The organism is Haladaptatus sp. CMAA 1909, from assembly GCF_043952005.1.
GTDB lineage: Archaea > Halobacteriota > Halobacteria > Halobacteriales > Haladaptataceae > Haladaptatus.
Map to the genome: position 1 here is coordinate 120,547 of NZ_JBIOAV010000002.1, position 25,140 is coordinate 145,686.

The window sequence follows — 25,140 nt, forward strand, 5'->3', positions numbered from 1 at the left end:
CCGTTCTGGACCATGCGATAAGAGTTAGTCTCTATGACTCGATACTCATCATATGACGCCGGCAGGTACAGAGCTCATATATTTGTCTGTTGATATATGGCACCCAGACTGCTGGACCCTTCATGCCACGAAGGGGGTCGATGCAGGTTTACTGGGATATGAGATGACACTACAGAACGGTGAATTTGCCGACCGATTTAGGCTGTATCGTGCGTATGGCGACTCACGGGACGCCGTGGAGCAACTCATTGAAGCGATCGACAAAACGGACCTGACCAAGGACGTGATTGTTTTATCGCCGTCGACTTCCCCTGATTCTAGGGCCTTCGGCCCTATCACGCAGGATATTTTAGTTGAATTTGATCCAGTTCCTGGTATGCGGGATGCCTTCACCGACCGAGGATTCATGCACTATGGTCCATCACAGCATGAAGATGGTCGAGAGCGTCGATCTCTTCTCACGATCTCCGACCGAAACACGGTATATCAAGCACTTGAAGATATAGAGGAATCTTACGACGCTGATCTCAATATTGAACGATTCACCACTACTCACACTCCAAGTGGGCTACAAGACCTCCCAAGCGACGGACTGTCACCTCGGCAGCGAGAAGCCTTTCAACTAGCACGGGCGCGTGGTTACTACGAATATCCACGAGGCATTACCGCACAAGAGCTTGCGGATGAGTTTGGAGTTTCACGAACTACGTTTCTCGAACACCTTCGCAAGGCGGAACGTGAACTCCTTACCGGAATCGAGTTCCAGTGATCTCAGGAGAAATCACCGTCGGTTTCAACTTACGTCAGCTGGTGTTGGTCTCAGAATAGGCCCGTCATAGTGAGGTAACTACCTCATGATTCTACATCATCTACTAACAGATAACGATGGAATCTACCGACCAACAGTCGAGTCCGTCTCATCCCACGGATTCAACTGTTCTGAACCATCAACCGAGTGAAGCTCGCTCACAGACAAGCACTGCTCTCGACTACGAATGCGTCTCTACTCCGGTGCTGATTATCGGAGCTGGGGCGGCAGGTGCTAGGACTGCCATCGAATTGGCCAAGCACAACGTGGTACCGTTAGTAGTTGGAAAGCGGGACCATGGCGATGCTCACACGACGTTGGCTGCCGGTGGAATCAACGCTGCCCTCGGGAACCGTGACCCCGAAGACGATTGGCAGATACATGCCGCGGATACGCTGAAAGAAGGTCATTTCATCAACGACCCAGACGGCGTCGAAACAATCACGAGCGCAATGCCCGATCGGATTCGAGAACTCGACGAGTGGGGAATGTCGTTCAACCGAACTGAGGACGGGGAGATCGAACAACGATATTTCGGTGCCCAGTCGTTCCGTCGGACGTGTTTCGTCGGTGACCGGACTGGCGAGGCCATGCTTGAGACACTGGTCTCGAAAGCCCAGGAACTGGAAATCCCCTACCGGGAGAACGTGATGATCACGAAGCTCCTCTCGGATGGTGAGCGCGTCTATGGTGCCGTCGGCTACGACATGGACGATGGTCACTTTCTCCGATTCGAGGCGCACGCGGTTGTCCTTGCAGCAGGTGGCTATTCGGGGCTCTACAACCGCCACTCTTCGCGTGCCGACGAGAACAACGGCGACGGCGCAGCGCTCGCGTACGATGCCGGTGCGCGCTTGATGGATATCGAATTCGTCCAGTTCCATCCAACCGGTATGATCGGAGATCGTTACGGCGAAGATTGGGACGGTCGGCTCGTCACCGAAGCAGTTCGTGGCGAAGGCGGACGGCTATTCAACGGCGAGGGCGAACGGTTCATGGAAAAATACTCGCCAGACCAGATGGAACTCGACGCTCGTGACGTGGTGGCTCGAGCGATCGCTCAAGAGATCCGCGAAGGCAGAGGCACCGAAAATGGTGGCGTCTACCTCGATATTTCCCACAAAGACCGGGAATTTCTCCAGGAACGACTGCCCCGGATGTACGAGCGCTTTGCAGAGCTAGACGTCGACATGGCAGACACACCGGTAGAAGTCGCGCCAACAGCTCACTACTCGATGGGTGGGGTCGAAGTCGACTTCGAGACTGGCGCGACCTCCGTCGAGAATTTGTATGCCGTCGGCGAGACCATTGCGGGGATCCACGGAGCGAACCGCCTTGGGGGCAACTCGCTCGCGGAAACCGTTGTACTGGGAACGGTCGTTGGAGATCATCTTGCGAGTGAATCGTACATTGGTACCCCAACACTGCCGGAGTCACAGCAACGCGTAGCCGACAAACACTTCCGAGCTCTCGAATCACTCAGCGGCAAAGGGAGCGAGGACCCCCGAGAGGTTCTTCAGGCGCTCGGTGATGTCGTGGAAGAGACTGCGGGCATCATCCGAACCGAAGAAGATACGGCCGAGGGTCTCGAGTATCTCGAAGCGCTGAGCGAGATGGTGAACGACCTCATCGTCGGCGGGCGGACCAGCCGTTCGTTTGAGTACGCGATCGACCTTGGGTTCTCGCTGACTGTTGCCGAGATGGTTATCAGGGGTGCCCGTGAGCGCACCGAATCGCGCGGTGCTCACTTCCGAGCGGACTATCCGGAGAAAAAAGAGGCTTGGTGCAAGAACATCACTTACAGACGGACTGAGAACGGTATGATGATCGACACGGTGACTCCGGGAAAGCCTTCAGAAGCGGTCCGTCGAGCGCTCGATGCAGGTTACGAATTGGACTATCATCAACTCGAGTAGCAGCTGACTACGTTTGTTGTGGTGGAAATCAACAGCCGTTGCCGTACGGGGTTGATGGCGGTAACCGCTTGGAAGAGAATACGGTCGGATTCAGATACTGCAGAACATCGGGTGGAAGAGTATCTACGACGAAATCGGAAATTCCCTTCAGTATAACCTGATAGGGACCGTCTCAGTACTATGACCCGAGAAAGCGTGACGGTCGAACGAGCCGAGGATTGGAAAACACTCCAACGACTTCTGTACCGAGATTCGTGGGACGAAGATATCAATCGTCATCGCTCGTCAAACGTGTTCCGCGGTCACTCGAGCCGGGAGTACACACTCACGACGTCGCTCCAGCGGTTCGTGGGCGACTCTGGTCAGTGGGATCTCGAGCTTCGGCTTCTGCGCAACTTCAACAAATATGCCCAACAGTACATCGATGAGCCAGAATCCTTCTACCATCTTTGGTCACTCGCGCAGCACCACGGGCTGCCGACACAGTTGCTCGACTGGACGTATTCACCGATGGTGGCAACGTTCTTCGCGACCGGCGGTGCTCGCGATGTTGACGGTGAAATACTCGTCGTCGATTACGCAGCAGCTCACCAACTAATTCCGAATGTCTACCGAACAGTGCTCGAGCAGGCAGGCACCGAGATATTCGATGTTGACCTCGCTGAATCGGGGACTAACCAACTTCTTCAGGAATCTCACGAGAGTGAACACAACGGTCGCATCCGGGCGGGATCGCTGGATCTCTTCGAACTTTTCGAGCTGTATATGGAGATGACTGATCACCACTCCGAGCCATACGTTTGGTTTTTCGAGCCGCCACCAATCGACCAACGAATAGCGAACCAGTCCGGAGTTCTCGCGGGATGGTTTCCAACTGATCCGCGACAACCCATGGATGAATGGCTCGAAACTCATCCAGAATTCTTCAGGAGAATCGTGATCCCTGCCGAACGAAAACAGGAGTTCCGTGACAAACTTGACCGCGCAAACATTAATGACCGGACGCTCTTTCCTGGTCTGGATGGCTTAGCCATGTGGCTAACTGAATATTATAGACCCACTGGGAAGAGCACCTTGTAGTCGGTGCTCTGAAGCTCATCGTTTGCACGGTACTTCTCGTGTTTTGTACCTGTCTAGTTTAGCGCCTCCTCGACCGGTGTTCGTCTGTCTCGATATTCGGTGAAGTCACTCGTTCGTGGCATTGATGGTGTCGTATTTGGCAAAGGAAACGGGCACAACATGTGCCCGCCGTTCCCTCTAATTAGCGAAGTGGTCTGAATGCTGCTTGGACCTCGGACACGAATACCTCTGGCACTTCCCAGGCCGCAAAATGCCCGCCTTCGTCGAGTCTATTGTAATGGATGAGGTCGTGATACGCCTGCTCCGTCCAGCTCCGCGGGGCTGGATGAATTTCGTCAGGGAAGATGCTCACGGCAGCCGGGATGGAGACGTCGACAGCATCAAAGAAGCGTCCCTCTCCTTCGTACAGAGTATCCCAATAGAGACGAGCCGAAGAAACTCCCGTGTTCGTCAGCCAGTAGAGCGTGATGTTGTCGAGGATGTCGTCTCGAGTGATGGCGCCGAACGGTTGGCCGTTGAAGAGGCCTGCGATTCGCTCGTAACTGCGAATGTCGTGGTCGAGCATCCACGCTGCCAGGTCGACGGGCGAATCCGACAGTCCGTAGAGCGTCTGTGGACGCGTCCCCATCTCGATTGCATAGCCTATGTCCTTCGTAAAGAACTCGTTCAGCCGCTCGTACGCCCGGCGTTCGTCATCTGAGAGGTCGGAGGGTGCCGGATCGCCGCGCACAAGCGCCTTCGACACGTCGGGTGGAACAGTAGACGGCATATTGGAGTGAATGCCGAGTAATTCCGGCGGTTCCTGCATCGCCATCACATCGCAGATAGCCGCCCCCCAATCGCCGCCTTGCGCCACGAACTGCTCGTATCCCAGTCGTTTCATCAGCTCAACCCAGGCACGCGCGATGCGACCAGGATCCCAGCCGGTTTCGGTCGGCTTGTCTGAAAACCCGTACCCCGGCAACGATGGAATCACGACGTCGAACGCGTCCGATGCACTAGCGCCGTGTTCCGTGGGATTGGTAAGTGGATCGATGATCTTTAGCTGCTCAATAATTGAGCCTGGCCATCCATGCGTGACGACGAGCGGCAGCGCATCCTCGTGTTCTGAACGAACGTGAATGAAATGAATATCGAGCCCGTCGATCTCGGTCTTGAATTGCGGGAGGTCGTTCAGTTTATCCTCGCATTTGCGCCAATCGTACTCTGTCTCCCAATAGCGTGCGAGTTCCTGCATCGTCTCAAGCTGAACGCCTTGAGATTGGTCCCTGACCACTTCCACGTCGGGCCATCGCGTAGCAGCGATACGTTGGCGGAGGTCGTCAAGTGACTCTTCGGGAACGTCGATGCTGAACGGTTCGATTTCTGTTACAGTTGACATGGGTCTTACTCCTCGGGTCGGGAGATGCGACGGGAAAAGGAGTGGACCATGTCGGCTTCGGCCGAACGTCGGTTTTCCTAATCACCGCCGAATCTCCGTCACGTTCTTTGCTTGGGGTGAGGCGACGTTTGGCCAGGTCGATGCCACTGCGAATTGGAGGGGTGGCCCTTGGGAATCGTAATATGGTTGATGTGGTATGACAGTACCCGTTTTTCAGCTATCTGACTTCACCTCTCCCACGAAAGTACTACGTCGGACAGGGCAATAGATGTGGGTGAAAATTAAATTTCAACTGTATTATGACACAGCCGGTGATTCGAATCGGGACACGATTTGCAAATCATGTTCTCTGCCGGCAACGGGATAGTATACACGGGTATGGGAACAGTCAGGTGGCCTAGCAAGCCACTCAATCCGCCTTGTTCTTCGGTCTCACCTATCTCGTCAGCGGCATACGAGACACGTTATTCCGAGGATCGGCTGAGCGTTCGCATGGAGACCCGCGAGTAATTCGTGAGGAGGAAAGACGGATTCGTTACACCCCATAGTAACCGAGTGATAATTTCGAATCAGAACGGACGCAATTTGCTCCGTTCCTCATCTCAGCGGGCAGTGTGAAGCGATGGTGTCACACCCGTCCGTGGGAGGACGTTACGACAGCGTGACGCCTTCAGTGTCTGTGATGTCTTTCGGCACCTCGACCGTGGTGTCCAGTGTTCGCGCCATTGGAGCGGCGTCCTCGGCTGTGACCGATTTCAACCGATAGTCTTGTCAAGGGCGCTTCTTATCCTCGAGATGCTCGCTGACGTGACATATATACGGTTTCCACTCGTCTTGATTCGCGACGAGCATGAGTTTCGCCACGAATTTCATCGTCCGGCGCACAATGTTGCGATTGGTCACTGATGCGAATATTTCGTCGTCATGGCCGACCAGCCGGTGGATCGGTAAGAGGTCTCCTGTCGAATGCGCGAATGCGCTACCACGAGCGAGCATATCCTCTCACCGAGAAGTCGGAAATATGTCTTGCCGTCGCCTCTGGTGAGTTGTCCACGAAGAGGCGAGCTGTCCTTTAATTCAGGTTTGTACTGTTCCAAACGGGATTAATATTGTCGCCATTTATTCACTATTATATACTACAAACCGGATAACCTATTATTGATGTGTGTGTTTCACTACCATGGACTCTTCGCTCGATGACATCGAATTTCTCGCTCGTTCGGGACACCGCATAGCGGTACTTGATGCGCTAGCCGAGTGTCCCTGTGACCGGAACGAGCTCCGTTCGACGACAGGTGCCTCCTCACCAACTATGGGCCGGATACTATCCGATTTCGAAGACCGTCAGTGGATCGTCCGGAATAGCCAAGAGTACGAACTGACTTTGCTTGGTGAGTTTGTGGCTATACGGTTCTCGGACCTTTGTGATGCGATGACAACGGAGCGTAAACTCCGTGACGTCTGGCGGTGGCTTCCGCGTGAGATGGAGGAGTTCTCCGTCGAACTGTTTGCTGATGCAGTCGTCTCGTATCCCGGTTCCGGTTACCCATACGAGCCGGTAGAACGTGTTAGTCAACTCATCGAAGAGACCACTGCGATGCGTGGATTTGGGACGACCGTCTTCAAGTCGATCAACAACGAAACTGTCTGTCATTCTGTCGTGAATGGGATGGACTATGAGTACATCTACTCAACCGAGGTTCTTGAAGCGACGATTCGGTGGAATCCAGAAGCGGTCGCCGAAGCTGCTGCGTGTGAAAATTGCAGTATTCTCCTACACGACGATCTCCCGGATGAAAACCGGTGTGGGCTCGGTATTTTCGACGATAGAATCGGTATCTGTTGTCACGACGCTGAGACAGGTATGCTCGAAGCCGTTGTCGACACTGATAGCCCCGAAGCCCGCAAGTGGGCCATCTCCGTTTTTGAACGACACCGCGTTGATGCTCGATCGATCGGTGCTGAAGAGGAAGCCACACTCTTTCCGCCGGAACTTACCGTTTGAGGGATCTTTCCACGCATACTGTCGTCCCCTTGATTTAAACGTTCAGTCGGCGACTGTAACGGGCGTCCTTCGACGTGGCTGCTTTCACGAGATGAAATATTTCACTAGGTATTTACATTTGTTTCACCTGAGTAGATCAATGAGAAGGTGAATCAGCGTGACAACTCCCCCATCCGGTAACACAGTATCAGAAGAAGAAAGGACCGAACTTGGCCAGCAAATCCGTGGTACCGTACTTCTCCCTGGAGAAGACGGATACGATGAAGCACGCGAGATTTGGAATACGATGATCGACCGTCACCCTGCTATAATTGTTCGACCATTAGGCACCGCGGATGTGATGGCTGCGGTCAACTTTGCCCGAAAACACGAACTCGAACTCGCGATCAAAGGCGGTGGACATAACGTTGCAGGCAACGCCGTCTGTGATCAAGGACTGATGCTCGATCTCTCGCAGATGAAATCAGTACACGTCGATCCGGACGAGAAGACTGCACGGGTCGAACCCGGTGCCATCCTCCACGATTTCGATGTTGAAGCTCAAGCACACGGCCTTGCAACACCAGCCGGGTTCGTATCGACTACCGGCGTAGCTGGCTTGACGCTTGGAGGAGGTATCGGCTACCTCTCGCGGAAACATGGATTGACGGTCGACAACCTTCGATCGATCGACATCGTGACTGCGAACGGGGAGTTCGTCCAGGCAAGTGAGAACGAGCATCCGGAATTATTTTGGGCACTCCGCGGTGGTGGCGGTAACTTCGGTGTCGTTACTTCGTTCGAATTCGAGTTGCATGAACTGGGTCCGACCGTACTGGCAGGCCCAGTCGTGTGGTCATTTGACGATGCACCAACTGTCTTGCGTAAAGTGGCATCATTCATTCGAAACGCACCTGACGAAGTGGCGTGTCTCCCGGTGCTCAGACACGCACCGCCTGCACCGTTTCTTCCGGAGGATGTTCATGGTGAGATGGTGCTAGTAGTCGCGATGATCTATGCAGGTAGTCTCGACGAGGGGGAAGCTGCACTTGCCCCTTTGCGTAGCATCAACAGCCCCATCGCAGACGCGGTCGATCCGAAGCCGTACGTCGCGTTCCAGTCCATGTTCGATGCGACATCCGGACCGGGAGCGCGCAACTATTGGAAGTCGCATTACTTGGCCGATTTAGATGGTGACGCTATCGATACCCTCTGTGAGTACGCATCGCGAATGACCTCGCCCGAATCAGCTATCGGAATGCTCTCACTCGGTGGTGCCGTTGCACGGACCCCTCCCGACGCGACGGCGTATCCGCATCGAGATGCGATGTGGGTACTCAATATTCAATCCCGGTGGCACGATACCGAGAACGAAGATCGCCACGTTCAGTGGACACGGGACCTGTTCGATGCCATGACCCCATACTCAACCGGTGGCGTATATGTCAATTTCATCAGCAGGGACGAAAACCATGATCGCGTTCGTGCGGCCTACGGTGCTGATTTCTACGATCGGTTAGCCACAGTCAAATCTGAATGGGACCCTGAGAACGTATTCCATTTGAATCAAAACATCAAGCCATCAACTGCTCCGAAGGGCTCCTAGTACTGTCGACAGCGATGTCATACCGTGAGTACATAGTTCGGTTTCGGTGTGCTCGTACTCATCGTAGTAGCTTATACAAGCGGTACAGTTCATTTGAAGGCGTCGCGACGTATAGGACGTGTTGCCCGATTCGGGATCGCGACAGGAGAGTTGAGCTTACGTCATTAGGCGTGCTATGTCAAATCATGACAAGTGATGGAGACCGCGAAGATGACACTACCCTAACTCCAGACGATGCGTTTACACTTTTGGGAAACGCAACTCGAATCGGTATTCTACAGGCATTGTGGGAGAACTACACCCCATACGCAGCAGATAATGCGGTTCCATTCTCCGATCTCTATGACCAAGTCGGGATTAACGATACTGGAAATTTCAATTACCATCTGGGAAAATTGACAGGAAATTTCATTCAACAAACTGACAGCGGTTACAAGCTTGCTGCACCTGGATTCGATATCGTACAGTCAGTCATTGCCGGAGTAACCATTCGGAATCCGATATTAGAACCGACTGTCATAGATGCAACCTGTGGGCGTTGTAATAGCTCAATCGAGATAGTCTACGAAGATGGAACGATCTGGGCACAATGCACAGAATGCACTGGGTATTGGCCCCAGAAAGAAGGAGGAATCCTCGGATTCAGCATTCCCCCCGAAGGACTCCGAAACCGCACCCCCGGTCAGATATTTGGTGCCACTATCGCATATTCGATCCACCGATTCGGAGCGATGAGTGACGGTGTCTGTCCCGAATGTAGCGGTGGGGTCGATGCATCACTCACGGTCTGTGAGGGTCACGACGCGAGCGATGGATTCTGCGGTGGGTGTGGGTTCTACTATCAAGGAATTCTCGAGTTTATCTGCAATTCCTGTAAATTTGCTTGGCGGAGTCCGAGTTGGGCACCGGTACATCACTGTCCTGCCCTCGTCTCGTTCTATTACGATCACGGTGTCGAACATGATCCGAGTTCTTGGGAAGCGATCAAGCGGAGTCTCGAATGGCGTGAGGAACTTCTCTCTACTGATCCAGTACGACTCCAAATCATCGTACCATCTGGGAACGATGAACTACTCGTTGTGCTCGATGAGACTGGTACGGTCATTGATAGTACAAATAGCCGTGCTTATCGGTGACTCACGAAATCTCACAGGTCACCCGGTCCGCGGGACTTTCCCTATATGTCCATAGACCATCATGGGTGCCGTGCTCGGTCCCCGTCAGTTGTTAGAATACCTACAGCATATACGTACAGACAATGAAGTTACAGTAATTTCATACTGATTACAATTATTCCCTTCAACGAGGTAGACGCAAACGGATCACGATGACAATCCGAAATCGAACCAAATCGACTGCAAGGAGAATTCGTCGGTACCTGCAGGGAGTACTATTTCCATGACGTTAGCAACCGTCTCACAGTACGACAGCGCCGCCGTTTCGACGCGGACCGATCGGGCAATCGTGCTCGGAGCGAGCATGGCCGGTCTCTGTGCTGCTCGTGTTCTTATGGATGGATTCGGAGAGGTCACAGTTATCGAACGAGATTCCCTGCCCGACGAACCAGTCGTGCGCCAGAGTGTACCACAGGGATCTCAACCACATATCCTCTGGGAGGCTGGGCGCTCCACATTGGAGGACTTATTCCCTGGCTACAGCGATGAGTTACTGGCGGCGGGTGGGGTGTTGATCGATGGCCGTAGTGATTTTCGAAACTATAGTCGGGGAGCGTTTCTCGCCCCTGGCATGGACGATTTTTCGCTATACTCGGCCACTCGGCCACTGTACGAACACCTCGTTCGACGGAGGGTTTCCAACCTGAACGATATCGAAATACGGGACAACTGCCAGTTCATAGATTATCTCGTTGATGACACATCTAATACAATAGAAGGCGTATCGATTCGAACCCGTGGCGGTAAGCGGGAAGAACTCACTGCGGAGTTGGTTGTGGATGCCACCGGCCGGACGAGTCGAACACCAGTTTGGTTAGAGAAGCACGGGTACCGGTCTCCTGCTCTCGACGAGCTGTGTATCAACGTGGCATACAGCACTACTTTCGTTGAACGACCAGCCGGCGATCACCGGACGATCGGTATACTGGCAGAGGCACCTCGTACCCGTGGTGGTCTCGCAGCCCCCGTCGAGGGTGGTCGCTGGTTGATGAATTTGCATGGTGTTCACGGAGATCATCCTCCGACGGATACGGGGGGCTTTGTAGACTTCGCGGCGAGTCTCCCAACTCCCGAAATAAAACAGCTTCTAGAAGAATATCAACTGGTTGATGGAGATATCAGCCATTATCCTTTTTCCGCCAATCGTCGATATCGATATGAGGATCTCGATCGGTTTCCGAATGGCCTTCTCGTCGTTGGCGATGCGATTGCGAGCTTTAATCCGATCTACGGACAGGGGATGTCGGTAGCTGCGCTTGAGTCCCTCGAACTTCACCATACGCTTGTGAAGGGTGCCCGCGAGGGAATCGCGCCACGATTTTTCAACCGTGCCGGAACGATAGTCGATACGGCATGGATGATGGCGACCGGTGCCGATTTTAGCTATCCTGAAACGGACGGTACCAAGCCACGCGGTACTACCTTTTTCAACTGGTATCTGGCACGTCTGTTTCGCAACGCACACACTGATGGCAGGCTGACGGATGCATTCAATCGCGTCCTCTCCATGCAACAGCCACCCACCTCACTACTGCACCCGACTGTACTGTGGCGCGTGTTCAAACCGATCAGAGGATGAACGGGCGCGTTTAGCCGCTTCTGTTGGCCTCACCGATCGAACTGCCCGTATTTATCCGCCATTTTTTCCGTGTCATCGTTAGGGCTTGGCTTCAAGTATCAAGTTGAACGGCGTCTCCGTGGCTCGCCGGAAGTGATCGAAGCCCCCCGCGGTGATAACTTCGCGCAGACGCGCCTCGCCAGCCTGTGCCCCCAACGCCGGATCCGCTCCTTGGTCAATCGAGTTGGGTGTACAGAACATCGTCGAGAAACCGTAAAACACCCGACCCACTGGGTTCAGGTTGTCCTCGACCCGATCGTTGGCGAACGGTTCGACCAGCATCCACGTGCCGTTGTCGGCGAGCGTCTCGTTGACGTGCGCGGCGACGCCGACTGGATCCCCCATGTCGTGGAAGCAGTCGAACGTCGTCACCAGGTCGTATCCGCCTCCGTCGTACTTCTTGGCCGTCGTCGCTTCAAACCTGACCCGATCGGCGACGCCCGCCTCGGTGGCTCGCTCGTGCGCCACTTCGATCGAGTCTTCGTGGTAGTCGATTCCAACGAACGTCGAATCGGGATACGCCTCAGCCATGATGATCGTCGATGCCCCGTGGCCACACCCGACGTCGGCGACGCGCGCACCGTCTTGGAGCGTCGCGTCCACACCGTCGAGAGCGGGGATCCACTCGCTCACCAGACTGGTCGCGTAGCTGGGTTTGTAGAAGCGTTCCGTGGCAGTGAACAACTCCGGATGATGCTCGTGCCACCCGACCCCGTCGCCGGTGCGGAAGGCTGCCTCGATTTCGTCTTTGACGTCCGCGATGATGGTGTTGGTTCCCTGGAAACCTCCGAGCATGAACGCTGGACTGTTTTCGTCGGCTAGTACGAGTGTCTGCTCGGGTGAGAGACTGTAGCGGTCCGTCTCGGGATCGTACGTCACGTACCCACCGGCGGCTTGTGTGCGTAGCCACTCGTGGATGTAGCGTTCGTGCGTATCGGTGTGATCGGCCAGGTCCGCTGCGTTCAGCGGCCCTTCGTCGGCCAGCGTTGCATAGAGCCCGAATTTGTCGCCGATGTCGGCCAGCGCGGTGTGGAACGTCGCTCCAAGGTCGTTCACGGCTGTCCCGATTAGTTCGTTCAACTGTTCCTCATCGATGGTCGGTTCGTCGTTGATAGACATCTCTATTTTCCGTTGGATTGATTTTCACTCTTGGTGTTGATCCGATCTGTTCCGTATTGCCGCAGAAATCGCTACGAGGGGAACAAGAATGTAAATTCCTAGTGAAAATATTTCACGGCGTGAAATCGGCCATCGGTTCTGACGTCGGCTTCTCGTAGTAGGTCAGGCGACGAGGAGATCGGTTTCATCGAGTAGTCGCGCTTCGTTCCGATATTGCTCGTAGACCGATTCAGCCCATTTGAGTGCCTCGGACGAATCGGTGTCGACGACAGCTTGGAGCATCCCCGTTTCGGCGTCGTGACAACAGATGCCCACGCGGTCGTCGTAAATGCCGAGCCCGCACCACTCGCTATCCGGGAGAGATCCGTGCACGAGCGAGGTGCAGTTATCGCAGGCCGCCGCCTCGGTTACTCTCGCGGGATTCCAAGCTACGATCGTCTCCAGGACGCCCGGCGTGTAGATGAACTCGAACTCCATCCCTTCGATGATAGCCTGACACGCTGCTTCCAGATTGCTCGATTTCACGATGGTCGTCCCGAACCCGCGCATCTCGTCGGTTCCCTCGATGAGTTGGGTGACCCGTTCGACGGGTTCGTATGGATACCCCGGTCCGGGATAGGAAACCACTGGATCGGTAAACAGACCGACGGAGAACCCTTCCATCTCGCGTGGAAGCCACGGGAGAACGTCGCGCAGTTTCCGCTCCGTTGCCATCGCGTCGCGGAGGTTCGAGAATCGATCGGCGACGAACTCACCGAGTCGCGTCAGCTCGTACGTCCTGCCGGTTCGGACGACCCATCGTCGGTCTTCGAAGTCGGAGAGGATCCGCCCCATCGTCGGCGAGGACGCACTCGTCGCGGAGCGCAGGTCGGTTCGGTCGCAGGGGCATTCGGCCAGCGCGTCCAGCACCCCGACGCGATGGTCCGAACGTGCGAGAAACTCGATGTCGTCGATCGGCGCGTTCATACTCGTGCTACGACCTACCACACAAAACGCTTGTCGTGCAGTTCGCCATCGCCACGAAATCAGTCTCAAATCATTTCTCTAATGATCAAATTTAAGATAATATTTTCATTCTCGTGATAAATAAAATAAAACCCGATTTGGGAACACTCCTCAATTGATTTCGAACTCGGTGGTCGTGCTAGTTACAGGGCGCAAATCGGTCACCGATGATGTATCTCCGCGAGCCGATAGTATCCGGTGTCTACTTACCTGTAAGAGGCCTCTAGCAGGTCATGCCGGTCGTCCAGTGCAATGGAGCTGATCTGTACTACGAGGAGCGGGGTGAGGGACCGACGATCCTGTTTCTCCATGGGGCGTTTGCTGGCCTCCGGTATTTCGAACCTCAGTTGGCCGGTCTCAGCGAGGATTTTCATACGGTGGCGCTCGATTTCCGAGGACACGGGAGATCGGAGAAGACAGAGATTGGCCACACGCTATCGCAGCATGCCCGCGATCTTCGGGTTTTTCTCAAACAGCTTGATCTGACGGATGTCGTGATCGTCGGGTGGTCAATGGGCGTCCTCGTCTCATGGGAGTATGTCGATCAGTTCGGCACTGAATGGGTACGTGCACTGGTCGATATCGATATGGAACCTTCGACATACCAGCAGGAGGATTACGAATTCGGGACGTACACTCTAGACGGAATGCGAGAGACCCTTGGGAGGATGCAAACGAACCCACTGGAACTGACCGAAGAATCGATAGAGGCATTGCTCAAAGAGCCCCCTTCGAAGGAACTTCGGAATATGATGTTCGACGAGGGAACCCGAACTCCACCGTCGGTTCAGGGCGCAATGCTTCTCGACCTGATGTGCGATTACCGAGACGTGCTTTCCGAGATCGATGTCCCGACCCTCGTTTGTGCCGGGGCGGACGAGAAATGGCGGGGCGTCGCCAATGTTGAATACACAACTGAACTCATTCCGGATGCTCGATTCGAACTTTTCGAACAGAGTGGGCACTGTATAACCGTTGAGGAACCCGAACGTTTCAATCGAGTCCTGAGTGAGTTTCTCGGCTCGATCTGAAAACTGCTTTGGTGAGATCTTCGATGCCTGATTCTATAGATTCGGTCATGTCTTCGAGACTACCGAGCTGCTGGCGGTCTTGAGCACGCTCTTTCGTCGCCTCCTCGCGATAGTCCTCGAGTTGATTGACTCGCAAAATTTGCTGATACAGCGATCAACTGTCACATTAGTCGTTTGCTGTCGTTGGTCTATATGAACGACTAATTCGCTTCCAGTGACCCCCATCGAAGCGATAATACGTTACAATCGCTGGAATGACGGTTTGCACGATTAACGTGAGTGACAGGGCAATAAGCCCGACGGAGGTCGTTGCCCCCAGGTACGCGACAGGAAGGGCGAAGAGATACAGCCCCACTGTCTGTCCATAGAATGGCCACCGGGTGTCGCCGCCGGCACGGAGTGGGCCAGTCGCACTTCCGATCACTCCATAGAAAACGACGCTCACACAGGTCGCATAGATCAAGTTCTTCACAATTGGGAGAACGGCTGGATCACTGACAAACACTCGGCTGATAGGATGGGAGAACAAAGCAACAACGATTGCAATGAGAACGTACACAGCCACTGTGAATCGGAATACGTCTCTCGCATAGCCCTCAGCTTTTTGTTCGGCACCTGTTCCAAGTGCTTGTCCAACGAGACTGCTTGAGGCAAGACTCAACCCCCAGCTAGGTGTATCCATAAGCGCTCGAATCCGAAGCGCGATGACGAATGCAGCAACAACGTTCGGGCCGAAGAGCCCAACAATGGCGATCAAGGGAAGCCGCCCTCCAGTTCGAGCAAGGTTCGTCAGAACGAGTGGTGTTCCAATCTCCGTAATTTGGTGCATGAGCGGCTGATCGACATGCGGACCGTTGAGAGTAATCGTCACAGGGAACGCTCCGACCAGGGGAAGGCTTCCAGCTATGAATCCACAAGCAAAGAGAATCGTCACGAGGACCGTGCTAACCACCGTTCCAATCGCTGCACCAAGAACTCCGAAGCCAAGACCAAAGATGAGAACTGCATTAATACTAATATTTACCACTGCACCTCCAGCCCGGAGGAGCATTGGTATTCGTGCGTTATCAGCTCCAACGAGCGTTCGGCTTCCAATCAAATTCACTGCTGCGAAGGGAATCCCAATAGCGACGACTTGGAGATAGTTAGCCCCGTATCTGATTGCGAGGCTATCGGAGCCAACAAGTGAAATCAGGGTATGCGGGAGGAACCAAAGCAGGAGTGCCAGCGGTATCGTTACGGCAACCGCTAAAACCGTGCTCGTTTTGACGATACGGTTGAGTTCGTCATATCGGTCCGTACTAAACCGCTGTGAGATCAGTCCGATCGTGCCGTCTGCGATCCCACCACCAAATGAAAATGCGAGCCCCCAGAACGGGGATGCAAAGCCGATACCTGCAATTGCCGCAGGACCCACAGCTAGCCCAACCATGGCAATATCTGCTGCTGATTTCGACATCCGGGCGACCCCGGTGATAATTCGCGGCCATGCAAGTCGCGTGGTATGGTAGACCCGGTGCTTATCGATCAGGTTCAGTGCGACCAGCAGATGGCCAACCTGTAGGAGAGCAATTCTCACGGGGTTGTATGATTTGAGTTCCACTGAAGTACTGCGACGTATGACTGTTGCATATAAATTACTTGCGCGACATTGAGAAACAATCTAACAAACGTTCGTGATTGAGAAGAGATCTCAATACACATCCGTCTTCTGAGAGTAGCCTACAAGAGAGTTGTACTTGCGCAAATCAACGAGCGTCGGAGAATCACTCGATTGCGGATACGAAGAACTGAAGAGGTGGGCGACATGTGAAGCACTACGAGACGTCGATCTCTGCCCAGACGATATCGGCGGTTCGCGGTCGGCTCGCTGGACGTTTTCGAGCTGTGACTAATATATTTACGTTGGTCCACCACTGTTATCTGAACACGTGGGTGCCGTTGCAGTCGTTGTCACATATCGGTGACGGGGTCTAAGGGCAGTTAGTCGCCCTCGTACTACCTCACGAATAGAATCCACAAATATCGTCGTTTGTTTCCATTCTGTTCCACTGAGGATAGCTATCTTGGACGATTCAGATGCAGTTCTGACCACAGACGCGGTGGCCGGTACCACCTCTCCCCCTCCCGCTGGCTTGTAGCCGATAGATGCCGATACAACTACCGTACTTACGAGTAGCCGTCCGGCGTCTGTCCCGAACTGTGTCAATTCGGGACGTCCATGACCGCGTTCGTGATGGTGTTCGTGTTAGATTCGTGTCCCTCTCGGGCGTGATGTGGTCCCGGCCACGCTACTCTCCGGTAACCGCGTCTGTGGTCGGGTTTTCGTTCGTGTTCTGGCTTGTAACTTCTCCAGGTAGCTCGACGTCGGCTTTCAGGACGAGACGTGTCTCCTGATAGCTCAATCCGTCCTTGGATTGCAGGTGCTTGATCTTCCTAAGAGTCTGTTCGAGAGTTCATGCATCGCGTTAATGATCTCTCGGGCGAGTTCTTGTGAGTATTTCTTGCTCAAGCTCGACTGTCTCGAAGAGTTGGCGACCTGCATTCGATGCTTCCGCGGTGAGGTTTGGCGAATCGTCTACACCCTCTTTAGTCTCGTAATTAATACCCTGTCAATAACGAATTCCAGGGCGCCGGCGACAGATACTGTTTCGATTGGAGCTTTCTTTTAGCACGGAGACAGCAATGCCCATCGTGACCCGGCCAAAGAAGCCAGTATAGCGGACAACTTAGTATTGATACCGGCCTCCTCTAATGACACGCTACGGCTATGCAGCAATGAACATCACACTTCGGGAAAAAGGTGTGCGGACGAACCGTGGAATGCGAAAAGCGACGTTTGAAGAACGTGGTCTCGCGTATGCCGGCAAACTCGCCGAGCAAAATTGCCGAGATCTTAAACGCATCATTGAATGGAATATTGATCACGACATCTACTTCTATCGAATCTCATCCGATCTTCTCCCCTGGTTCAGCCAATACGATCTTGAAGACTTACCCAACGCCATAACAGTCCGTTCGCTCCTTGCAGAGATCGGCAACCGTGCTCTTGAACAAGATATCCGTCTTACGTTCCACCCAGATCATTTTGTGAAGTTAGCAAGCGATGACGATGCTGTCGTCAACCGATCGATAACAGATTTAGAAAATCACGGTACTATTCTTGATACGATGGGACTGCCACAAACCCCCTACAATGCTATTAACATCCATATTGGCGCTCACTATGGTGACAAAGAACGAACCAGCAAACGATTCTGTGAACACTTCAGGCGACTCTCCCCGGCAGTTCGAAAGCGACTAACTGTTGAAAACGACGATACCGAATCCCTGTGGAGTGTTCCCGAGCTGGTTGACGCAGTTTATGACTGTATAGAAATTCCGATTACGTACGACGATCTCCATCATCAGTTCACGAGCCGTGGATTGACGCGCCGTGAAGCGTTCACTTGTGCCACTGACACGTGGGAGACGACGCCAATCATCCACTATAGTGAATCTCGTCAACTCCATGAGGCAGATCCATCGATTCGATCACAGAATCACAGCGATTACGTTGAAGGACCAATTCGCACGTACGGTACAGGTGCTGACGTTATGATCGAAGCAAAGCAAAAAGAATTGGCGGTGCTCCGATATCAAGAAGCCACACGGACGGCGTAGTTAAACTCTATTCTCAAAATTTAGTCCTACGATGAGGACCAACAGATTTGGACTATGATGTGGACTGTCTGATTGCTCACGTCATCTTGTTTTCGTTGATGACAATATCACGCTTTTGCAGCTCGTCGATGAACTGTTCGGGATTTAGCAGTTGTTCAGGTGGTTTTGCTCCTGTCTGGAGTGCTTCGCCACGGCCGACTAGCTCTGCTGCGATACCCATCGGTACACCGGTCCACACTGCGGTGGCTTTCAGCCCCCAATCGTCGAGACGTGACTCTACGACCACGGAATACTGATATTGAGCATCTTCGCCGTTTTCTTTGCCAGTGACATCTACCCGGAACGATTTCCACTCTTCGACTGCGCCGGGTTTCGGTTGTTGGTCAAGATGCCAGTCGAGAAATTCCCGAGGTGTGAACGTCGTATTCTTGAATTCGATTTCCTTCTCACTCGTGAGATTTAACCCGATAAGCACATCACAAATGTTCACCAAATCAGGAGAAAACGCGACACGGAAATCGACGGTTTCGACCCCGTCAAAAGTGTAGGGCATCGTCGCTAACTCCGAGTGTATACTGTGAAATCCTTCGACTTCGCCGACAGGGTCTGGCATGGTGTACGTCTCTCGCCCTGAGAGCGGTTCGAGTTCCACGAAGTCGCCATCTTCGAAGACGATTGGATTCATTGTGAGCTCGTCCAAGATCGTCTTCGCGGAATATGCGAATCCTTCACCACCACCCTTCGCACCAGTTCGGATATGAACTTCATCGACTTGATCGAGATGACTTGCACCCATTGCAGCAGCAACGTTCGTTAATCCTGGGCTGGCGCCAATACCGAGAACTGCAGTGAGCTCCGCTTCATCGAATGCCTCGTCGAGTTCGAGTTGCTCTTGAGTTTTGTGATAGAGTCCACCGAGGTCAAGATAATGTGCGTCCGCTTCTAAACATGCTTCCATCACATCAATATTGAATGCATACGGAAGCGCATTCGCGACGACATTTGCCTCGGACAGGACATCAACGAGGTGGTTGTGATCAGTCACATCGACTTTCTCGGTTTCGACTTCTCCAGGAAGATCTGCAGCGAGTTCCCTTGCAGTGTCGATATCCGCGTCTGCGATCGTCAGTTCGGTGTCTGTTCTCCCTGCGAGCTCGTAGGATGTCGCCCTTCCCATCGCACCGCAGCCGCCGAGTGTTATGATATTCATGTTAATAATCCTTGTAGTTCATCATGACTGCTTTCGTTTGCGTCATCGATTCGAGGTGCCACTTGCTCCCATATCGACCACCGGAGCCGCTATTTCCGTACCCGCCGAACGGAAGCAACCGCTCCCAATAATTATTGGTTTCATTGATGAACACGCCCCCGGCTTTCAGCCGATTCGCGGCATCGTGGGCGCGTTCAAGCGAATCGGTGAAGATCGCGGCTTGGAGACCGTACGGTGAACGATTGGCGACCGCGATAGCTTCCTCGTAGTCATCGACGCGAATAACGGGTGAAACAGGACCGAACGTTTCCTCTGTGGCGATATCCATCTCCTCGGTAACGTCGTCCAACACTGTCGGAGTGTAGAACAGCCCGTCGGTGTCGCCACCAGCTAGAAGTTGGGCACCTTGGTTCACCGCACCATCGACGTGGTCTTTGACCTTCTGTTGAATTCGCTCGCTCACCATCGGTCCCACGTCTGTCCCCTCCTCGAAGGGGTCGCCTAACGAGAGTGCCTCCGTTTTCTCTACGACGGCTTCGACCAACGCATCGTGAATGCCTTCGGTCGTGATGACACGCTCGGTTCCACAGCACACCTGCCCTGCATTCCAGTTGCTCCCCATGACGATACTTTCGGCAGCGTGATCCACATCGGCGTCGTCGAGGACAAGGATTGGATCCTTTCCACCCATCTCCAGCAGACACTGGGCGTTGCGTTCTGCAGCCGTCTTTGCGATTTGTTGTCCGACTTCAGTACTACCAGTAAATGCAATGAGTCGAATGTCTTGGTGACTGACCAGCTCTGCACCGGTTTCGCCTGCTCCCGTGATGAGATTGAACGCACCATCGGGAAGGCTCGACTGGTCGAACGCCTCTGCGATGTGGTAGGCGGTCAGCGGTGTTTCCTCGGCGGGCTTAAACACGACCGGATTCGCGGTGGCGATGGCCGAATAGATGCTTCCACCGGGGACTTCGAGGGGGAAGTTCCACGGGCTGATGACCGCACACGGACCGTACGGTTCACGTTGCGTGTATGCAAATCGCCCCCTGAATTCTGACGGGACGACGTCGCCGAACAACCGGATCGCATCATGTCCGTAATCGTCACTCGATTCAATGACGTACTCAGTTTCCTCGTAGGATTCGTGGAGCGGTTTACCTTCCTCGCGCGTAATGAGTTCGGCGATTTCGTCTTCGTGCTCCTCGAAGTAATCGGTTACCTCGTCGAGCACTGCCGCGCGTTCAAACGCCGTCATCTCTTCGAGTTCGCGTTGTGCACGGCGGGCGGCATCGACTGCCGTTCGCACATCTCGTGCGGACGCATCGGGGACGGTATCGATGACCTCCCCCGTTACTGGCGAATCGACGTCAATGCCATCGCTGGAATTGGCGTCGACCCACTCTCCATCAATGTATAACTGTTTCATGTGTGGGTCACTCTATCAAATGACTACGTGCCCCAAAAATCTTTCCGACTATTCGTCCTCGAGACAGAAAGATTTCGGAATGATGGACACACTTTCGAATTCATTTCTTTGTAGAAGGACCATCCCGTTCCTTGGGAGATCACGAAGACGCGGGAAAAATCGCTAAAAGGATTACAGTATCGGGTCTTCGAGAGCAAAATGAACGGATTTACTTTGTGAGTACTCTGTGAGCGCCTCTTTTCCGCACTCCCGACCGATACCGGATTGTTTGAAGCCGCCGAATGGCGTTCCGGGGACGGTACCGAAGTATTGATTCACCCAGATGCTCCCCGCCGCGATGTCTGCAGCTGCTCGATGTGCACGCGAGGCGTTCTGCGTAAACACTCCCGCGGTGAGACCATAGGTCACATCGTTTGCGACTTCGATGGCTTCCTCATATGTCGAGAACTCCATCACGAATTGAACCGGTCCAAATACCTCTTCTTGTGCGATTCGCATCTCCGGGTCGACGTCCCCAAAGACGGTCGGTTCGAAGTAATAGCCGTCATTGAGTTCATCGTTTTCCGGGCGGTTCCCTCCGGTGAGGATCGTCGCTCCCTCCTCTCGACCAAGTTCAACGTATTTTTCTACCTTCTCTCGATGGTCCGCATAGCAGAGTGGTCCTTGATTCGCACCTTGGAGGGGATCGCCGATGGTCCGAGCCTCAACCGCATCGAGATAGTGTTCGAGGAACTCCTCTTTTAAGTCTTGATGGACGAGGAGACGGGTCCCTGAGTCACACGATTGGCCGTTGTTATAGAGCCCCGCAACGGCTGCAGTTCGTGCAGCCGCTTCCACATCGGCGTCGGGGAACACGACGAATGGATTTTTCCCGCCCAATTCGAGCGTGACGGGTGTGATGTCGGCCGAGGCTGCCCGCATGATTTCTTGCCCGACAGGCACCGAACCTGTGAACGACACTTTTTGAATGCCATCGTGGCTGGCGACCGAAGCTCCGGCTTCGTCCCCGAATCCTGGGACCACGTTTAATACACCATCCGGAAGAATACCCTGTGCAAGCTGAGCTGCTCGGATCACTGCGAGCGGTGCTTGCTCTGCGGGTTTCGTCACCGACGTGTTCCCTGCTGCGAGGGCGGCACCAACCTTCCAACCCATCAATAGTATGGGATAGTTCCAGGGGAGGATTTGTCCCGTTACGCCGTAGGGCTCACGATTGACGTACGCGAATGAGTCGTCGTCAACAGGCGGCACCGATCCTTCCTCTCCGACGGCTGCAGCAGCATAGTACTCAAAGAAGTCGAGTCCGGTCTCGATGTCCGCACGGGCGGCTGAAAGCGGTTTCCCAACCTCGAGCGTTTCAAGGAGTGCGAGGTCATCAAGATGGTCGCGAAGGACTGCTGTCCATTCTCGGATGATGTCGCCACGCTCCATCGGTGTTGTCTCACCCCATTCACCCTCGTATGCCGCAGTGGCAGCCTCCACCGCCGCATCGACATCAGCCTCTCGACCACGTGCCACGTCCGTAATTGGCATCGCTATTGCGGGATCGGTTGGCTGAAAGGCATCTTTGGCCGCTGCTTGGTCCGTCTCGCCGTCGATAACGATGCCGAACGTAACGTCTTCAGTTGCATTTTCGATAGCCGATTCATGATTTGCTTTCAGTGAGTCGGTGTATTCTGTCATTGGATATTGGCCTCCTCTCTCCGATGATTATTCGACGATTGGTGTGTTACTTCGTCAGCACGACGGCATTGTCCCTCGACCACCCGATCGTCACGGTCTGATCGGTCGAGAGATACCTACTTCGGTCGGTTATTTGCATGTCCACGGTGAACTCTTGACCGTTCGAAAGTTCTACGACGAATTTGCCGAGGTTACCTTTGTAGATCTCTTCATTCACTTCTCCTTCGAAGGAATTGTCCAGCCCCTGAGCATCTTTCCCGAGACGGATCTTTTCCGGCCGAATCGCGAATGAAACAGTCTCCTCGGCGTCGGGATTACGGGGCACTTTGAATGAAAGTCCGTTCCGCTCGATTACTGCGCCGTCCGGTGTCTCTTCATAGGTTCCCCTAATGAGGTTCGTCTCGCCGATGAAGTCCGCGACGAACTCCGTTTTCGGTTCCTCGTAGATCTCTGTTGCAGACCCCAACTGTTCGAGACGCCCATCGTTCATGACTGCGATTTCATCGCTCATCGTTAGTGCTTCTTCTTGATCGTGTGTCACATAAACGAACGTCGTGTCCAGCTCTTCCTGGAGGTTCTTTAACTCGACTTGCATGTTCTTTCGGAGCTTCAGATCGAGCGCACCGAGCGGTTCGTCGAGAAGCAAGACCGTTGGTCGGGTAATTAATGCACGAGCGAGGGCTACACGCTGTTGTTGCCCACCGGACAGTTCACTTATTTTCCGATCCTGAAATTCCGGGAGTTCGACCAGTTCGAGTGCTTCGGCAACCCGTGCGTCGATCTCCTCGCTTCCGGTTCGTTTTAGAAGCCGTTTGAAAGACGCGCTGAGACCGCTATTTGATGTGGTTCCGCCGTCCGTTGCTCGAGTATCGTTCGATGGTAGTCCCTGCATCTCGAGCCCGAACGCGACGTTCTCCCCGACCGTCATATGTGGGAATAAGGCGTATGATTGGAACACCATACTCGTATCGCGTTCAAACGGTGGAATGTCGTTGACTCGTTGCCCGCGAATATACACGTCACCCTCCGTGGGAGTCTCGAATCCATCGATACATCGTAACAACGTCGTCTTTCCACATCCCGATGGTCCAAGGAGGGTAAGAAACTTCCCTGATTCGATGTCGAGACTTACGTCGTCGACGGCGACGACCTCATCGAAACGCTTGGTGATCCCATCGAGACGAACATCGTAGTCCGTCATGTTATGCGTTCTTGATTTCGGTCCAGGCCTCGTTGTATATCGTTGTTGCCTGACCGATATTTCGAATATATTCGAGTTTATCCATCGTTTTTGTGTCGGGATAGATGCTTTTGTTATTCAAAATGTCTTTGTTGATGTACTCTACAGCCGCTTTGTTCGGGCTCCCATAGTAGGTGTAGTTCGTGATTCGTGCGCCGACCTTCGCGTTGAGGTAGTAATTCATGAACGCATACGCCGCGTTCGGATGTTTCGCCTCTTTGGTGACCGCTCCATTGTCGACCCAGATGACTCCTCCCTCGTCCGGTACCGTGTACCCGATGGGCGACGATCCATTCTTGTAGGTCTCCCAATATGCCTGGAATACCCCACCGGACCAACCGTGTACTGGACTCGCCTGCTTATTGATCAGATTGGTCGTGAAGTTCGACGAATCGTATGTTTTGAGCAAGCTCTTCTGCTTGATCAAGGTCTCTTTTGCTTCGTTGATTTTCTGCTCGTCTTTTGTGTTCAACGAGTAGCCGAGACGTTTCAGGGCAGCGCCGATAGTCTCGCGCATATCGTTGAGCATCGTCATTTGTCCCTTCCATTTCTGGTTCCACATTGCATCCCACGATGTGATTTTCACGTCACCACCGAGCATCTGTTTGTTGTATCCAATTCCTGAAGTTCCCCACTGATAGGGGGCAGAATAAGTTCCGGGATTCGGATCGTACGGTGTGTCTGTGAACTTCTTATCGAGGTTGCTGTAATTGGGAATCTTCTGTTTGTTCAATTTCTGTATCATCCCCTGCTTTACCAGGACATTGATCATGTAGTCACTCGGGAAAATGAGATCGTACTGACTGGTTCCACCAGCCTTGAGTTTATTGAACATCTCCTCGTTGGAGGCGTAATTTGAGACGTTGACGCTGACACCGTACGCCTTCTCGAAATCCTGTACAGTGCCATCAGGCCAATAGTCTCCCCACTGGAAGATATTAAGTTGATCTTCGACTTTGTAATCGAGTTCCTTCAACCCGTATTTCTGTCGAGGATTGGCGCTTCCAGCGTTTGTTCCCGTCGACGATGTGGTGGTCGTATTGTTGGACTGGTTGTTATTCTGGCTGTTCCCACCTGAACATCCGGCGAGCCCGGTGACACCAATTGTTGCTAGTGATCCCGTCGTTTTTAGAAATCGCCGTCTGCCATTTCGCGGTTTACTATGCTTGTCCATGTGTATCACACCGATTCTTTT

At 53.6% G+C, this 25,140-nt stretch carries 18 protein-coding genes; 9 read left to right on the plus strand and 9 right to left on the minus strand.

The window, feature by feature from the left end:
- Positions 1-163: 163 nt before the first annotated feature.
- The 3 genes from ACGYLY_RS18680 (at position 164) to ACGYLY_RS18690 (ending at position 3,804) form a co-directional block, all read left to right on the plus strand.
- Positions 164-769, plus strand: a complete 606-nt coding sequence (locus ACGYLY_RS18680) for a helix-turn-helix domain-containing protein (protein WP_395284290.1) — start codon at positions 164-166, stop codon at positions 767-769.
- A gap of 116 nt (positions 770-885) precedes the next feature.
- The gene (locus tag ACGYLY_RS18685) at positions 886-2,724 is read left to right on the plus strand and encodes an L-aspartate oxidase (RefSeq protein WP_395284289.1); all 1,839 of its coding nucleotides are present in this window, start codon (positions 886-888) and stop codon (positions 2,722-2,724) included.
- Between the two features lie 195 nt (positions 2,725-2,919).
- Positions 2,920-3,804 carry an FRG domain-containing protein gene (locus tag ACGYLY_RS18690; RefSeq protein WP_395284288.1) on the plus strand — a complete coding sequence of 295 codons (885 nt, stop codon included), beginning with the start codon at positions 2,920-2,922 and terminating at the stop codon, positions 3,802-3,804.
- Between the two features lie 181 nt (positions 3,805-3,985).
- On the opposite strand, the gene ACGYLY_RS18695 is transcribed toward ACGYLY_RS18690, so the two are convergent.
- Positions 3,986-5,185, minus strand: coding sequence for an epoxide hydrolase family protein (locus ACGYLY_RS18695; RefSeq protein WP_395284287.1), 1,200 nt, complete (start codon positions 5,183-5,185; stop codon positions 3,986-3,988).
- A gap of 1,180 nt (positions 5,186-6,365) precedes the next feature.
- Here ACGYLY_RS18695 and ACGYLY_RS18700 point away from each other — a divergent pair.
- From ACGYLY_RS18700 to ACGYLY_RS18715, 4 genes are all read left to right on the plus strand, one after another.
- Complete coding sequence (locus ACGYLY_RS18700; RefSeq protein ID WP_395284286.1) at positions 6,366-7,190, plus strand: helix-turn-helix transcriptional regulator; 825 nt, start codon at positions 6,366-6,368, stop codon at positions 7,188-7,190.
- A gap of 151 nt (positions 7,191-7,341) precedes the next feature.
- Positions 7,342-8,775, plus strand: a complete 1,434-nt coding sequence (locus ACGYLY_RS18705) for an FAD-binding oxidoreductase (protein WP_395284920.1) — start codon at positions 7,342-7,344, stop codon at positions 8,773-8,775.
- 185 nt (positions 8,776-8,960) lie between these two features.
- A complete protein-coding gene (locus ACGYLY_RS18710) occupies positions 8,961-9,911 on the plus strand; it encodes an ArsR family transcriptional regulator (RefSeq protein WP_395284285.1) in 951 nt (316 codons plus the stop codon).
- Between the two features lie 262 nt (positions 9,912-10,173).
- Positions 10,174-11,529: an FAD-dependent oxidoreductase gene (locus tag ACGYLY_RS18715; RefSeq protein ID WP_395284284.1), complete on the plus strand. Its 1,356-nt coding sequence runs from the start codon at positions 10,174-10,176 to the stop codon at positions 11,527-11,529.
- A 78-nt stretch (positions 11,530-11,607) separates the two neighbouring features.
- Here ACGYLY_RS18715 and ACGYLY_RS18720 read toward each other — a convergent pair whose 3' ends face one another.
- Positions 11,608-12,687 carry a methyltransferase domain-containing protein gene (locus tag ACGYLY_RS18720; protein WP_395284283.1) on the minus strand — a complete coding sequence of 360 codons (1,080 nt, stop codon included), beginning with the start codon at positions 12,685-12,687 and terminating at the stop codon, positions 11,608-11,610.
- Between the two features lie 162 nt (positions 12,688-12,849).
- Entirely contained in the window at positions 12,850-13,653 is an 804-nt protein-coding gene (locus ACGYLY_RS18725; RefSeq protein ID WP_395284282.1) for a helix-turn-helix transcriptional regulator, read from the minus strand.
- Between the two features lie 272 nt (positions 13,654-13,925).
- Between ACGYLY_RS18725 and ACGYLY_RS18730 the strand changes: the two genes are divergently transcribed.
- Complete coding sequence (locus ACGYLY_RS18730; protein WP_395284281.1) at positions 13,926-14,723, plus strand: alpha/beta fold hydrolase; 798 nt, start codon at positions 13,926-13,928, stop codon at positions 14,721-14,723.
- Between the two features lie 166 nt (positions 14,724-14,889).
- Here the strand turns inward: ACGYLY_RS18730 and ACGYLY_RS18735 are convergent, their stop codons facing one another.
- Complete coding sequence (locus ACGYLY_RS18735) at positions 14,890-16,326, minus strand: MATE family efflux transporter (protein WP_395284280.1); 1,437 nt, start codon at positions 16,324-16,326, stop codon at positions 14,890-14,892.
- Positions 16,327-17,477: 1,151 nt separating this feature from the next.
- On the opposite strand from ACGYLY_RS18735, the gene uvsE reads away from it, so the two are divergent.
- Entirely contained in the window at positions 17,478-18,386 is a 909-nt protein-coding gene (gene uvsE / locus ACGYLY_RS18740) for a UV DNA damage repair endonuclease UvsE (protein WP_395284279.1), read from the plus strand.
- A gap of 76 nt (positions 18,387-18,462) precedes the next feature.
- Here uvsE and ACGYLY_RS18745 read toward each other — a convergent pair whose 3' ends face one another.
- From ACGYLY_RS18745 to ACGYLY_RS18765, 5 genes are all read right to left on the minus strand, one after another.
- Positions 18,463-19,596, minus strand: a complete 1,134-nt coding sequence (locus ACGYLY_RS18745; RefSeq protein WP_395284278.1) for a saccharopine dehydrogenase family protein — start codon at positions 19,594-19,596, stop codon at positions 18,463-18,465.
- A 1-nt stretch (position 19,597) separates the two neighbouring features.
- The gene (locus ACGYLY_RS18750; RefSeq protein ID WP_395284277.1) at positions 19,598-21,022 is read right to left on the minus strand and encodes an aldehyde dehydrogenase family protein; all 1,425 of its coding nucleotides are present in this window, start codon (positions 21,020-21,022) and stop codon (positions 19,598-19,600) included.
- 171 nt (positions 21,023-21,193) lie between these two features.
- Positions 21,194-22,705, minus strand: a complete 1,512-nt coding sequence (locus ACGYLY_RS18755; RefSeq protein WP_395284276.1) for an aldehyde dehydrogenase family protein — start codon at positions 22,703-22,705, stop codon at positions 21,194-21,196.
- A 46-nt stretch (positions 22,706-22,751) separates the two neighbouring features.
- Positions 22,752-23,906: an ABC transporter ATP-binding protein gene (locus ACGYLY_RS18760; protein ID WP_395284275.1), complete on the minus strand. Its 1,155-nt coding sequence runs from the start codon at positions 23,904-23,906 to the stop codon at positions 22,752-22,754.
- A 1-nt stretch (position 23,907) separates the two neighbouring features.
- The gene (locus ACGYLY_RS18765; RefSeq protein WP_395284274.1) at positions 23,908-25,119 is read right to left on the minus strand and encodes a spermidine/putrescine ABC transporter substrate-binding protein; all 1,212 of its coding nucleotides are present in this window, start codon (positions 25,117-25,119) and stop codon (positions 23,908-23,910) included.
- Between the last annotated feature and the right edge of the window lie 21 nt (positions 25,120-25,140).

What these genes read in the sequence shown, in the direction of transcription:
- ACGYLY_RS18680 (WP_395284290.1), top strand. Translation starts at nt 164, where the DNA reads ATGACACTACAGAACGGTGAATTTGCCGACCGATTTAGGCTGTATCGT.
- ACGYLY_RS18685 (WP_395284289.1), top strand. Translation starts at nt 886, where the DNA reads ATGGAATCTACCGACCAACAGTCGAGTCCGTCTCATCCCACGGATTCA.
- ACGYLY_RS18695 (WP_395284287.1), bottom strand. Translation starts at nt 5,185, where the DNA reads ATGTCAACTGTAACAGAAATCGAACCGTTCAGCATCGACGTTCCCGAA.
- ACGYLY_RS18700 (WP_395284286.1), top strand. Translation starts at nt 6,366, where the DNA reads ATGGACTCTTCGCTCGATGACATCGAATTTCTCGCTCGTTCGGGACAC.
- ACGYLY_RS18710 (WP_395284285.1), top strand. Translation starts at nt 8,961, where the DNA reads ATGACAAGTGATGGAGACCGCGAAGATGACACTACCCTAACTCCAGAC.
- ACGYLY_RS18715 (WP_395284284.1), top strand. Translation starts at nt 10,174, where the DNA reads ATGACGTTAGCAACCGTCTCACAGTACGACAGCGCCGCCGTTTCGACG.
- ACGYLY_RS18720 (WP_395284283.1), bottom strand. Translation starts at nt 12,687, where the DNA reads ATGTCTATCAACGACGAACCGACCATCGATGAGGAACAGTTGAACGAA.
- ACGYLY_RS18725 (WP_395284282.1), bottom strand. Translation starts at nt 13,653, where the DNA reads ATGAACGCGCCGATCGACGACATCGAGTTTCTCGCACGTTCGGACCAT.
- ACGYLY_RS18730 (WP_395284281.1), top strand. Translation starts at nt 13,926, where the DNA reads ATGCCGGTCGTCCAGTGCAATGGAGCTGATCTGTACTACGAGGAGCGG.
- uvsE (WP_395284279.1), top strand. Translation starts at nt 17,478, where the DNA reads ATGACACGCTACGGCTATGCAGCAATGAACATCACACTTCGGGAAAAA.
- ACGYLY_RS18745 (WP_395284278.1), bottom strand. Translation starts at nt 19,596, where the DNA reads ATGAATATCATAACACTCGGCGGCTGCGGTGCGATGGGAAGGGCGACA.
- ACGYLY_RS18750 (WP_395284277.1), bottom strand. Translation starts at nt 21,022, where the DNA reads ATGAAACAGTTATACATTGATGGAGAGTGGGTCGACGCCAATTCCAGC.
- ACGYLY_RS18755 (WP_395284276.1), bottom strand. Translation starts at nt 22,705, where the DNA reads ATGACAGAATACACCGACTCACTGAAAGCAAATCATGAATCGGCTATC.
- ACGYLY_RS18760 (WP_395284275.1), bottom strand. Translation starts at nt 23,906, where the DNA reads ATGACGGACTACGATGTTCGTCTCGATGGGATCACCAAGCGTTTCGAT.
- ACGYLY_RS18765 (WP_395284274.1), bottom strand. Translation starts at nt 25,119, where the DNA reads ATGGACAAGCATAGTAAACCGCGAAATGGCAGACGGCGATTTCTAAAA.